At 60.7% G+C, this 12,987-nt stretch carries 11 protein-coding genes; 8 read left to right on the top strand and 3 right to left on the bottom strand.

The features are described from left to right. Positions 1-144 precede the first annotated feature (144 nt). The 6 genes from PQR40_RS34385 to thrS all read left to right on the top strand — a co-directional run bounded on the left by PQR40_RS34385 (position 145) and on the right by thrS (position 5,928). Complete coding sequence (locus PQR40_RS34385) at positions 145-585, top strand: DMT family transporter (protein ID WP_408234142.1); 441 nt, start codon at positions 145-147, stop codon at positions 583-585. 199 nt (positions 586-784) lie between these two features. Continuing rightward, complete coding sequence (locus PQR40_RS34380) at positions 785-1,414, top strand: phosphoribosyltransferase family protein (RefSeq protein WP_408234008.1); 630 nt, start codon at positions 785-787, stop codon at positions 1,412-1,414. 1 nt (position 1,415) lies between these two features. Further along, positions 1,416-2,960: a glutamine-hydrolyzing GMP synthase gene (gene guaA, locus PQR40_RS34375; RefSeq protein WP_408234011.1), complete on the top strand. Its 1,545-nt coding sequence runs from the start codon at positions 1,416-1,418 to the stop codon at positions 2,958-2,960. Between the two features lie 88 nt (positions 2,961-3,048). Further along, positions 3,049-3,540 (top strand): putative molybdenum carrier protein, encoded by a 492-nt coding sequence (locus PQR40_RS34370; protein ID WP_408234014.1) that lies wholly within the window; start codon positions 3,049-3,051, stop codon positions 3,538-3,540. A gap of 5 nt (positions 3,541-3,545) precedes the next feature. Then, positions 3,546-4,433, top strand: a complete 888-nt coding sequence (locus PQR40_RS34365) for a DMT family transporter (protein WP_408510804.1) — start codon at positions 3,546-3,548, stop codon at positions 4,431-4,433. A gap of 280 nt (positions 4,434-4,713) precedes the next feature. Then, positions 4,714-5,928 carry a threonine--tRNA ligase gene (thrS, locus tag PQR40_RS34360; protein ID WP_408510803.1) on the top strand — a complete coding sequence of 405 codons (1,215 nt, stop codon included), beginning with the start codon at positions 4,714-4,716 and terminating at the stop codon, positions 5,926-5,928. Positions 5,929-5,971: 43 nt separating this feature from the next. Here thrS and PQR40_RS34355 read toward each other — a convergent pair whose 3' ends face one another. From PQR40_RS34355 to PQR40_RS34345, 3 genes are all read right to left on the bottom strand, one after another. Continuing rightward, complete coding sequence (locus tag PQR40_RS34355; RefSeq protein WP_408234023.1) at positions 5,972-6,772, bottom strand: SDR family NAD(P)-dependent oxidoreductase; 801 nt, start codon at positions 6,770-6,772, stop codon at positions 5,972-5,974. Between the two features lie 80 nt (positions 6,773-6,852). After that, a complete protein-coding gene (locus tag PQR40_RS34350) occupies positions 6,853-8,733 on the bottom strand; it encodes a TRAP transporter large permease (protein WP_408234026.1) in 1,881 nt (626 codons plus the stop codon). Between the two features lie 6 nt (positions 8,734-8,739). Further along, positions 8,740-9,759, bottom strand: a complete 1,020-nt coding sequence (locus tag PQR40_RS34345; RefSeq protein WP_408234029.1) for a TRAP transporter substrate-binding protein — start codon at positions 9,757-9,759, stop codon at positions 8,740-8,742. Positions 9,760-10,137: 378 nt separating this feature from the next. Here PQR40_RS34345 and PQR40_RS34340 point away from each other — a divergent pair, with 378 nt between their 5' ends. After that, a complete protein-coding gene (locus PQR40_RS34340; protein WP_408510802.1) occupies positions 10,138-11,304 on the top strand; it encodes an acetyl-CoA acetyltransferase in 1,167 nt (388 codons plus the stop codon). A 67-nt stretch (positions 11,305-11,371) separates the two neighbouring features. Then, positions 11,372-12,973, top strand: a complete 1,602-nt coding sequence (locus PQR40_RS34335; RefSeq protein WP_408510801.1) for an acyl-CoA synthetase — start codon at positions 11,372-11,374, stop codon at positions 12,971-12,973. Positions 12,974-12,987 lie beyond the last annotated feature (14 nt).

Genomic DNA, 12,987 nt, shown 5'->3' with positions numbered 1-12,987 from the left:
GTTTTAACCGGACAAGTAGATACTGTGCCGAGTTCGCTTATACGACAGGCATACGGGCCTGGCAATCGATAAATCGCGCATCGTCTACGGAAAAATAAAAATTCCGTTCTGTCAACTTATGCTGATGATTTGAATGTGGATATTATGTCAGGCAATGTGATTGGATTAACTGCGGTTGCTGTACTGGGCGGATGCGCCGTGGCATTACAAGGCCAGTTTATGGGCGTCATGGAAAAGAGCATCGGAACCACCGGCGGTATTTTCGTCAATTACGCGAGTGGTGCTTTGCTGGCGATCGTTCTGCTTTTCACGCTTCGCGACGGCAGCACGAGAGCATGGATGGCCGTGCCCTGGTACGCGCTGACCGCCGGTGCCCTCGGACTCGTGATCGCCGGTTCGATCGGCTATACGGCTTCGCGGCTCGGCTTGACCACGGCATTCACGATTATCGTAGGCACGCAGTTCATCGTGTCGCTGTTACTCGACCAGTTTGGCTGGCTGGGTGCGACAGCGCGCCCAGCGGACCTCACGCGGTTCGCTGGCGTGGGTGCGATTATCTTCGGAGTTTGGCTCACGTCGAAGTAGCGGCTCATCTGATCTGCGAGGGCATCGCCCGCTCGCCAAAACCGCGTCTTGTAGCCGACGCGGTTATCAACCCGGTTTTTCGTGACCTCCAGGACGTGCCATGCGGCGCTTTGCCGGGGCACGCGCGCGTCGTCGTGCCGACCATCGAAACGTATGACCGGCTACGACGACTTTAACTTTAAAGAAAGCAGGAGGCCAAATGTCCCCCAGCGATGTGGCTATCGATCTGATCCTCAACACAGAAGATGTCATTGCGTATCGTGCCGAGCGTTATATCGAAGTGAAACCAGGTCGACGCTCACCCATTCATATTAATTTCAAAAATACGCTTCCGCATAAACCGGTAAGGGAAACGCTGGCCAATCTGTTATCCGAGCAGATGGAGAAAGACGGCATTACTTATGTATGCGGACTGGAAAGCGGAGGCAGCTATTTTGCGTCGCGTTGTTCCGACAATCTGGCGGCACCCCTGTCGCTCTATCGGAAGGACGAAAAGCGGCATGCGGAAGGCGGGCGGCTAGTGGGTACCGATCCGAAACCCGGCAGCAAGGTTGCGATTGTCGACGACACGCTCGTGTCGGGCCGGACAGTCGAGCCCGTGGTCGACTATCTGCGGCAGTTCGCCGGCGAAATTCACTTGTACACGATCCTGAGTTACGGTCTCGACGCCCTCATCAAACGCCGTTTGCAAGTGACGAAAATCACGTCGATTGCGCAGATTGGCTGCCTTGTGAGAGCGGGTGTCGAGAACGGCAAATTTGGCTTGCAGGATGCCGAAGAGATCGAACGATTTATTGAAAAACAGGCAAAGGAAAACGGAGTAAATTGAAATGAGCCAGGACATGATTGTTGTACTCGATTTCGGTAGCCAGTACACCCATTTGATCAAGGTTGCGTTTGACTCAATCGGCGTGCCCACGGAGATCGTGCCCGCGGATTTGAAGTATCGCGACTATGTCCGCGACGGCGGCCGGCAGTTGAAGGGTGTCGTATTTTCTGGCGGCGCGTCGTCGGTGAAGTTGAACGAGATTGCGTTCGACCGTGATTGGCTCGAAACCGGTTTGCCGGTGCTGGGGCTTTGTTATGGCCATCAGTTGCTCGCGAGCTTGTATGGTGGCAGCGTCGGCAAGGAGCAATCGGAGTTTGGCGATACCAAAGTGGACGTGCTCGAAACTGGCGAACTGTTTGCGGGCGTGCAGCAACAGCAGATTACCGTGTGGATGAGCCACAACGATTCCGTGTTGTCCGTACCCGAAGCGTTCCGCGTCATTGCGCGTAGCGCAAGCGGGGCGATTGCCGCGCTTGAAGATCCAAAGCGGCGCTTGTACAGCTTGCAGTTCCATCCGGAGGTGTCGCACACCGAATCCGGTACGACGATGCTGACTAATTTTGCCTTCCGCATCTGCGGCGCGCAGCCGGCAGAAAAGTGGACCCCGCAGGCGTTCGTCGAACAGAAGATTCCGGAGATCCAGGCGTTCGTTAAGGATCGTCGCATCATCGTTGGTTTGTCGGGCGGCGTCGATTCTTATGTGATGACGAAACTGATTCGCCGCAGCGTCGAAAAAGATCAACTGGTCGCGATTTATGTCGATAGCGGCTTGATGCCTACTCAGACCGAATTCGAAGTTGAGCGATTCTGCGCCGACAACGATATTCATCTGCAGATCATTCGCGAGGCTGACCGGTTCTTTGGCGACCTGACCGGTGTGACCGAATCGTTCCAGAAGTGCAAGGTTATCGGAAAAGCGTTTATCGACGCATTTGAAGTCGTCGCGAAACAGCAGTGTGCCGAAGTATTCGCACAAGGTACGATCTGGTCGGACGTAGTGGAAAGCGGTGTCACGAAGTTCTCTTCTCAGATCAAGCCGCACCACAATGTCGGCGGCCTGCCTGAGCGATTGAATTTCGACATGCTGGAGCCGCTTCGCTATCTGTTCAAGGATCAGGTGCGCAAGATCGGCGCGTACTTCGAATTGCCCGACTATGTCGTGCACAAGAAAGTGTTTCCAGGTCCGGGCTTCGCGATTCGCGTGCAAGGCGAAGTGACGCGTGAGCGGGTCGCGTTGGTTCGGCAGTCCACCGAGATTGTCGAGGACGTGATCAACCATTCGCCGGTGTCGCGCGACGTGTGGATGGCGTTCAGTATTCTCGTCGACGTGCCGAGCCTTGGCGTGAAGGGCGACAAACACGTGAAGAATGAGCAGGCCATTGTGGTTCGCGCGGTGGAATCGACCAACTCGATGACCGCGAACTTCTCGCGTAAGGTGTTTCCATATCTGGCGGAAATATCAAAGAAAATTACCGATCAGATGGATATTGGCCGGGTCGTCTACGACATCACGGATAAGCCGCCCGCAACGATCGAGTGGCAATAAGAACGGCGCGCTGAACGGACGCGCGATGGAGACCGGACGCTCCGCTGGATAGCGCGGGGCGTCGTTAGAAGGATATTCGGGAGCAAAGATGGCAGCCCTGTTGAAACGAATCGTTTCCGGCGGACAGACCGGCGTAGACCGCGGCGCGTTGGACGCTGCATTGGATATGCAATTTCCCTGCGGTGGGTGGTGCCCTGCGGGAAGACTGGCGGAGGACGGATCGATACCGAATCGGTATCCGTTGACCGAACTCCCGAACGCAGGCTATGAAGAGCGGACGCTGCAGAATCTGCTCGATAGCGACGGCACCGTGGTGATTCACTTCGGCGTTCTGAGCGGCGGCACGCTCGAAACCTGCGAATGGTGCGTGGCGCGAGGCAAGCCGATGAAGATCATCGACGCTGCCACGATGCCGCAAACCACGGCCGCTGAAGAGATTGGACGGTTCACGGAGCGATATAACATCGAAACGCTGAACGTGGCCGGTCCTCGGACGAGCAAGGCGCCGCAGGCACAGCAATACACGCGCGACGCTCTCACGCTGATGCTGGAGCGCTACGTCAAGCCGTTTCTGAAGTGACCCGTATGGGCGACGACCGTAACCGTGGTGTTCTATACGCATGTGCCGGCGTGCTGATTCTGAGCGTGGACACCTTGCTGGTCCGTCTCGTCGGCCCGGTAGATCCGTTTCTGATCGCCTTCTGGCGCGGCGTGTTCATGTGCGCCGCCAGCGTGGGTATATGTCTTTGTTTTGCGCGCGGAAGAATGCTGTTGGCGTGCTCCGTCAGGCTGCGTCTGTTCTGGTTGGCCTCGCTTTGCTACGGGGTCGCTTCCTTATCTTTTGTGTGCGCGCTGCGTCGCACCGACGCCGCAAGTGTGCTGTTCATCATTTCCGCGGCGCCGCTGTTTGCGGCGCTGCTTTCTCGTCTGGTGTTGAACGAACAGACGCCCGCGCCGACCTGGCTGGCGATGCTGGTGGCGCTCGGTGGCATCGGCCTGGTTCAGCACGGCAGTATCGGGGAGCTTCAGACTTCGGGGAACGCCATGGCAGTGGCGAGCGCATTGGCAATGAGTGCTGCCTTTGTCGTTTCCCGTAAGAGCGCCCGAAACATGGCGCTGGCGCCTGCCGGCGGTGGTCTGTTAAGCGCGTGTGCGGTTCTACCGCTACTTGGTCGCGTGGGCTTTGTTGAAGACGTGCAATGGCACTGGATGAGTATTGAGGCCGGTGTGGTGGTGCCGGTCGCGTTTGGCCTGATCGGTTTGAGCACACGCTTTCTTGCGGCGCCGCAGCTCGGTCTGATTCTGTTGCTCGAAACGCTGATCGGGCCGGTATGGATCTGGCTGATTTTAGGCGAGCGCCCTTCGGCGTTCGGGCTGATCGGCGGCGCGGTCGTCCTGAGCGCGCTTACGTTTAACATCGGCATGTTGGCGTCGCGTTCGAGGTTCGCGCCGCAGCGCAGTCGCGCTGGCTGAGGCGCATCCCATGCGTTCATCGAAATTACGATTGACGTCCCCTCGCAAAATCGTTTACTGTCGATCCATGGACTTCCACTCGATTCCCTTTGCTGCCGTCACCACCACGACGACCACCTTCACAGGCGGGTCGTCTGGAGGTTGCGCGCGCTAGAAGCAGGAAGCAGTGGCAGACCACCAAAGGCCCCGCCGGAAACGGACGGGGCCTTTGGCGTTTCTGGACCTCCGTTTGCGGCAGCGATCCGCAGTATCTGCAAATCAAATCGAACGGAGCGTCATCGTGAACGACATCGACCATCGTGTACTGGGCAACAAACTCGACCTTTTCCATCAGCAGGAAGAAGGCGCCGGCATGGTTTTCTGGCACCCGCGCGGCTGGGAACTGTACCGCGTGCTGGAGGACTACATTCGCGCCCGCATGCGGCGCGCGGGCTTTCGCGAGATCCGTACGCCGCAATTGCTCGCGCGTTCGTTGTGGGAGAAAAGCGGGCATTGGGAGAAGTTTGGCGCGGCAATGTATTCGCTGGCCGACGCGGAAGAAGGGCGCGCGCTGTGTCTGAAACCGATGAGTTGTCCGTGTCACGTGCAGGTGTTCAACCAGCGCGTGCGGTCGTATCGCGAGTTACCGGTTCGGTATAGCGAATTCGGTGCGTGTCATCGTGACGAACCTTCGGGGTCGCTTGAAGGGCTCAAGCGTACGCGTTCTTTCGTGCAGGACGATGCGCATGTGTTCTGCACGGAGGCGCATATCGAAGCTGAAGTCGGCCGTTTCTGTTCGCTTTTGCGTGCTGTCTATGCGGACCTCGGTTTCCCCGGCTTCAAGGTAGCGCTAGCCACGCGGCCCGCGATGCGCGCAGGCAACGATCAAACGTGGGACCGCGCGGAAGAGGCGTTGGCAAATGCGGCGCGTGCGGCAGGCCTCGAATTCGACGTACTCGAAGGCGAGGGCGCTTTCTACGGGCCGAAGCTGGAGTTTCATCTGACGGACAGCCGCGAACGCAGTTGGCAATGCGGCACGATCCAGCTCGATTTCGTGCTGCCCGAGCGGCTCGACGCTGAGTATGTCAACGAGCGCAACGAACGTGAGCGGCCGGTCATGATTCATCACGCGGTGCTCGGCAGCATGGAGCGTTTCATCGCAATGCTGCTCGAACATCACGAAGGATGGCTGCCGGTCTGGCTCGCGCCGGAGCAGATCGTGATCGCGACGATCAGCGATGCGAACGCGGCTTACGCGCAAGAGGTCATGCAGGCGTTCGACGAAGCCGGTATCAGAGCGCTGCTCGACGGCCGACCCGAGCGGCTGGAAAAGAAGATCGTCGACGCACGCGAAAAGCAGGTGCCGATTTTTGTCGCGGTAGGATCGCGCGATGAGCGCGACCGGACGATCAGCATTCGTATGCGTGACGGGCAGCAGTCGACGCTTCCAATCGCAGCGGGTGTCGAACATCTGCGGCTGGCCGTGCTGCCACCTCCATTGCGATCCAGTCTGTGACGGTCGCCATCACCGATCGGCGCGGTGCAAGGGCGCCGTCCTCCTAGATCTCCAGCACGCCCGCCGCCATGAAGCCGCCGTCCACCGGCACCGTCTGGCCGTTCACATACGACGCCTGCTCGGAGCACAGGAAGCGGACCACGGCGGCGATTTCCGCGGGGGCGCCATAACGCTTCGCCGGCACCGCGCGTGTGTAATTGTCGCGCGCGACTTGCGAATGGAGGTCGAGTGTCATCGGCGTGTCGATCGGTCCTGGCGCGACGCCGTTGGTCGTGATGCCGTATTCGGCGAGCTCGATTGCCATCTGGCGTGTCAGTCCGACCACTGCGGCCTTAGACGTGCCGTAGGCGGTGCGTCCCGAACTCGCCCGCAGTCCGCTGACCGAGGCGATATTCACGATCCGTCCCCAGCCGTTCTTGCGCATCAGCCGCGCAGCGTGTTGACCGCACAGCATGGGTCCAGTGACATTCACATCGAAGACCTTGCGCCAGTGCTCGACCGGATAGTCGAGAAACGGAAATGTCTTCGCGATCCCGGCATTGTTCACCAGGATGTCGCAGCGGCCGAACTGGCTCTCGATAGTGCTGAACGCTGCGTCGATTGACGCGGGCGCTGACACGTCGAGCTGCATGGCATACGCCTCGTGACCGGCTGCGCAGAGCGAGCCGGCGAGATCATTCGCGGCATGCCCGTTGATGTCGCCGATGAAGACGATGTGCCCGGCTTCAGCAAGCTGCTGTGAAATGGCCGCACCGATGCCGGCGCCGCCACCGGTGACGAGCGCGACGCGCGGATGAGTGAGGGCAGACTGGCCACGGCGGGCAGTTTCAGTAATCAGGTTCACTGCGAACTCTCGAATGATTGAAAACAGCGGAAAGAAATGGGCTTGAAAGGAGACTTCAAAGCGCAGGTATCAAAGCGCATTCACTTCAAAAAACCGATCGACAGCCACGGCACGAACGCGACCACCAGCAGCGCGATGAACAGCGCGCCGAGATAACCCCACACGCGGCTCACGACCCGATCCGGAGACACCTTGCCGATCGCGCACGCGGCATAGAAGCCCACGCCCATGGGCGGCGCGAACAGACCGAGTCCCATCGACAGGATCACGACCATCGCGTAGTGCACGTCGTGAATGCCGAGTGCCCGGGCCACGGGAAACAGCAGCGGGCCGAACAGCACGATTGCGGGAATGCCTTCGAGCACGCTGCCGAGCACCACGAACAACACGATCGACACGCACAGAAACGCGCGTGGACCGCCAGGTATCTGTTCCATCGCCGACACTAACGACGCGGAGAAACCCGATTGCGTGAGCGCCCAGGCCATCGCGGTGGCTAAACCGATGATCAGCAGAATCGCGCCCGACAGACTTGCGGTGTCGAGCAGCAGCGAATAGAAGCGGCGCCATTCGATCCGGCGTCCGCACAGGTGCAGCAGCACGCCCGCAATCAGCGTGTAGGCGATACCGATGGTGGACACTTCGGTGGCGGTGGCCGCGCCTTCGATTACCACCGCGCGAATCAGCATCGGCAGTGCGAGCGCGGGCAGTGCGATCACAAAGGTGCGCAGGATCGTGCGCATCGGCGCGCGCGTGCTGTTGCTCGGCGGTTCGTGCCGCGCGCGCCGCCAGCAGACGAAGCCGATCGCGATCGTCGCGACCACCGCCGGCATGATCCCGCCGACGAACAGCGCGGTGATCGACACGCCGCACACCGCGCCGATCGTAATCAGCACGAGGCTCGGCGGAATCGTTTCGGTCATCGCGCCGGTTGATGACAGCAGCGCGACCAGTTCCTCGGGCTTCGCGCCGCGCCGCTGCATTTCGGGGAAGAGTGCGGGTGCAATCGCCGCCATGTCGGCGGCTTTCGCGCCGGAAATGCCCGACACCAGAAACATCGCACCGAGCAGCACATATTGCAGACCGCCGCGCACGTGGCCGAGTAACGCGGCCATGAAGTCGATCAGGCAACGCGCGAGACCGCTCAACTCCAGCAATGCGCCGAGCAGAACGAACAGCGGCACCGACAGCAGCACTAGATTCGCCATCCCTTCATCCATCCGGCTCACGACGATGCCGAGCGGCGCATGCGTCATCAGCACCAGATAGGCGAGTGTCGCGGTGCCGAAGCTGAATGCGATCGGCACGCCGCCCGCCACGCACAATCCCACCAGCACGACGAAGAACACGATCAGGTTCAGATTGCCGAGCGCGAGCAGATAAGGTTGTGCGATCCACAACGCGGCAGCGATCGCCCCTGCGGTGAGCAAGGCGCCGACGAACTGCCCCGGGCTCACTTCACGCGCAATGCGGGCGAGCGCCGCCATCAGCATCAACGCCGCACCGACCGGCAACGCAGCGCAACGCCAGCCGTCCGGCAGTTGCAACGCGGGCGTGCTGACCGGCATCTGCAGGTTCATGTGCTCGATTGCCGGCGTGATGATCAACGCGACGAAGGTGCAGACGGTGAGCGCGCTGACCGCTTCGAGCCAGCCGCGCCATTTCTCCGGCAAGCGCGTCACGATCGCGGTGAGACGCATATGCGCGCCCCGATGCAAGGCGAGCACGGCGCCCAGCATCGCCAGCCAGCTAAACAGGATCGACGCGAGTTCGTCGGACCAGATCAGCGGCTGGTTCAACCCATAACGAAAGATCACGCCGCATAGCAAGATCACCGTTTCGGCAACGACAAGGCAGGCCGCCACCGCGCCTACGCCGTGCATAACCCAATCGACGGCCGTCGTCAGGCCGCGCGCGAGCCAGCCGTCGTTTTCCAGTTTCTTCGTCAAGGTTAGATGCATGGCGCGTCAGGCGAGCTTGCCGGTGTATTTTTCGAGGGCGGTCCACGCGTCGTCGCCGAACTTTTTATGCCAGTCGGCGTAGAAGCCCGTCGTGGTCAACTGACGGCGGAACGCATTGATATCGACGTCGTTGAATTGCAGGCCTTTCGCTTTCAGTTCCGGCATCAGGGACGCGTTCAACTTCGCGACGTCCACGCGTTCCTGCACGGCCGCGTCGTTGACGGCGTTCTGCACGATGGTCTGCAGGTCCTTCGGCAGACGCGCGAACGACTGCTTGTTCGCGAGGAACCAGAAGCCGTCCCACATGTGATTGGTCAGCGAGCAATACTTCTGCACTTCGTAGAGCTTGGCTGCGGTAATCGTGGCGAGCGGATTCTCCTGGCCTTCGACCACGCGCGTTTGCAGCGACGAATACACCTCGGAGAAATTGATGCTTGCCGGCGACGCACCTAGCGCCTGGAACATCGACGTCCAGATCGGACTCATCGGCACGCGCAGCTTGATGCCCTTCAGGTCGCCCGGCACGTGGATCGCCTTGGTGCTGGTGGTGGTTTGGCGGTAACCGTTGTCCCATATCTTCTCGAACGCGAACACCGAGGTCTTCGCGATCTCCTGGCGCACGCGCGCACCGAGTGCGCCGTCGAGCGCGCCCCACACCTGGTCGTAGTCCTTGAACGCGAAGCCGACGCCGGTGATCTGCGCGGCCGGCACGAGGGTGCCGAGAATCAGCGGAGATAGCGTGAAGTAGTCGATCGCACCCGAGCGGACCTGCGACAGCATGTCGGTGTCGCTGCCTAGCTGGTTGTTCGAATAGACCTGGAAGTCGATCCGTCCTTTGCTTTCCGATGCGATGCGCGCGGAGGCTTCTTTCGCGCGGATGTTCATCGGATGGGTGGCGGGCAGGTTGTTCGCGTACTTGAGAGTGAATTCGGCAGCGCGCGCGTAGCGGCCATGCAAGCCGGCAAACGACGCGGCGGCGGCAAGAGAGGCACATTTGAGAAAGTCGCGCCGGGTGGTAACGCTCATCGTCTGTCTCCTGAGTTTTATGTTTGCCGTATCGAAGGCCGGCGTTCAGTTAAAAGCAAATTGGATGCCATTTGGCGCGAGCCGCGCGGGCGTTAGCGTTGCCGCGACAGATGAGGGTTATTGCCAGGCGGCATAAGCCGTGCAGGTGTCGAGCGGATGCGACACCTGTCGCATGCTTTGTGTCGCACGCGTTGGCTGTGACGAGCGGTATGCTCAGGCGCCGCGCGCGAACGGCATTGCACGCTGTTTTCCTTGCCTGGCGAGCGTTGCTGCGGGGCGCTACGGCAAACGCGGCGCGTCCACTGCATCGTGGCCGTGATCGATTGGCCTGGCTCTTGCATAGAGAACTGCCATTACCAAGCCAAGGAGTCGTTCGCAATGCAACCCACCATCATCGGATGGAGCCATATCCCGTTCGGCAAACTCGATGCGTTAGACATCGAACGCATGATTGCCGATACCGCGCTCGGCGCGCTCGATCATGCCGGCATCGAAGCTGGTCAGATCGATTCGATTCACGTGGGTACCTTCAACGGCGGTTTTGTCTATCAGGATTTCCCGTCGGCACTGGTCTTCAATGCGATTCCTGAATTGCGCTTTACCTCGACGGTGCGTTGCGAAAACGCCTGTTCCACCGGCTCGGCCGCGGTGTATTCCGCGCTCGATGCTGTCCGCTCGGGCCGCTCGGCCTGCGCGCTGGTGATCGGCTACGAAAAGATGACGAGCCTGCCGACCGCCGAAGTCGGCAAGGTGCTGCAAAAGTGCTCGTATGCGATTGAAGAGGCGGACGTGCCAGGTGGTTTCGCGGGCATTTTTGGGCAACTCGCGCAAACATATTTCGACCGCTATGGCGATCAGTCCGACGCACTGGCGGCGATTGCCGCGAAAAACCATCACAACGGCGTGTCGAATCCCTATGCGCATATGCGGCGCGATTTCGGCTATGACTTCTGTCGCACGCCGTCGGAGAAAAATCCGTTCGTCGCCGGGCCGCTCAAGCGGACCGATTGCTCGATGGTTTCGGACGGCGCGGCTGCATTGATCATTGCGTCGCCGGACATCGCGCGGCGCGCGCGTCATGCGGTCGAGTTTCGTGCGACGGTGCAGGTGAGCGATTACCTGCCGCTGTCGCGGCGCGACCCGATCGCGTTCGAAGGCGCGCGGCTCGCGTGGAAGCAAGGTCTCGCGCAAGCAGGCATGACGCTCGACGATCTGTCGCTGGTCGAAACGCACGATTGCTTCACGATTGCCGAACTGATCGAATACGAAGCGATGGGTTTGGCCGAACCGGGCCAGGGCGCGCGCGTGATTCTCGACGGTGTGACCACGAAAGAGGGGCGCTTGCCGGTCAATGCATCCGGCGGGCTGAAGGCAAAGGGGCATCCGGTCGGCGCGACCGGCGTGTCCATGCACGTGATGGCGGCGATGCAGGTGAGCGGCCAGGCCGGCGCGATGCAGATTCCGAATGCGCGTACGGCCGGCGTCTTCAATATGGGCGGCGCGGCCGTGACCAACTACCTGAGCATTCTCGAAGCACGCCGCTGAAAGACATCAACTCGCCCGGATCAACGATGCGCGTCTCTCCCCATCTCTCTCTTCAAAGCACTGGCTTATGTTGACTACCATCATGAACCTCGGGAATCTGCTGACCGATGCAGCCCGACGCCACGCCGATCGCCCCGGCTTCATCCACGCCGAGCACAGCACGAGCTGGCGCAACATCAACGCGCGCGTCGACGCGGTCGCGCATGGTCTGAGCCGGCTCGGCATCGGCAAGGGCGACAAGATTCTCGTGCATTCGCGTAATAACCTGCCGCTCTTCGAAAGCGCGTGGGTCGCGTTCAAACTCGGCGCCGTGTGGGTGCCGACCAACTGCCGGATCACCGCAGCGGAAGCGGCGTATCTCGGCGAATCGAGCGGTGCGAAGGCGATGATCTACGAAGCAGGCTTCGTAGATCATGTCGATGCGGTACGCGCGGCGTCGCCCGCATTGCAGCATGTGATCGCGATCGGCAAGCCGCGTGTGGGCGAACTCGCCTACGAGACACTCGCGCAGCAGATGGACGCGCCGCCGTTTGCCGCAGTGGACGTGGACCGCGACGATCCGCTGTGGTTCTTCTATACGTCCGGCACCACCGGCCGCCCGAAAGCCGGCGTGCTCACGCACGGGCAGATGGCGTTCGTGCTGACCAACCATATTGCCGATCTGATGCCCGGTTTGACGCACGAATCGCGCTCGCTCGTGGTGGCGCCGCTCTCGCACGGCGCGGGTATTCACGCAATGGTCAACGTGGCGCGCGCGGCGGCCAGTATCCTGCCGGCCTCGGAGAAGCTCGATGCGGAAGAGGCATGGGCACTGGTGCAAAAACATCGCGTCGACAATATGTTCACCGTGCCGACGATTGTCAAGATGCTGACTGAGCATGAATCGGTGGACCGTTACGATCACAGTTCACTGAAGTATGTGATTTACGCTGGCGCGCCGATGTATCGCGAGGACCAGAAGCATGCGCTGCGCAAGCTCGGCAACGTGCTGGTGCAGTACTACGGACTGGGCGAAGTGACCGGCAACATCACGGTGCTGCCACCCGCGCTGCACACCGCCGACGATCAGGCTGCCGACAGTCGCGTCGGCACCTGTGGCTATGCGCGCACCGGCATCGAAATCGGCATTCTCGACGACGAAGGCCATCGCCTCGCGGCGGGCGCGAGCGGCGAAATTTGCGTGCGCGGACCGGCGGTGTTCATCGGCTATTACAACAACGTCGAGGCGAACGAGAAGGCCTTCCGTCACGGCTGGTTCCATACCGGCGATCTAGGCCACCTCGACGAACAGGGCTTTCTGTACATCACCGGGCGCTCGTCGGACATGTATATTTCCGGCGGCTCGAACGTCTATCCGCGCGAAGTCGAAGAAGCGATTCTCACGCACAAGGCCGTGCAGGAAGTCGCGGTGGTCGGTATGCCCGATCCGAAGTGGGGCGAAATTGGTGTCGCGGTGGTGGTGCGGCGCGAAGGCTGGGCGCTCGAGGAGGACGCCTTGCTCGCGCATCTCGAACCGCATCTCGCGCGCTACAAGTGGCCGAAACGCTGCGTGTTCTGGGACGTGTTGCCCAAGTCCGCTTACGGCAAGATCGTCAAGAAAGATATCAAGGCGTTGTTGGCCGCGCCGCAAGAAGCCGCTGCGATGGAGGAGCGGATGGTGAGTCGCTGACGCTTCGGGTTGCG

This window comes from Paraburkholderia sediminicola (assembly GCF_046026855.1).
Taxonomy (GTDB): domain Bacteria; phylum Pseudomonadota; class Gammaproteobacteria; order Burkholderiales; family Burkholderiaceae; genus Paraburkholderia; species Paraburkholderia sediminicola_A.
The sequence above is the reverse complement of the archived record's forward strand: the minus strand, read 5'-3'. Positions and strand labels throughout refer to the sequence as shown.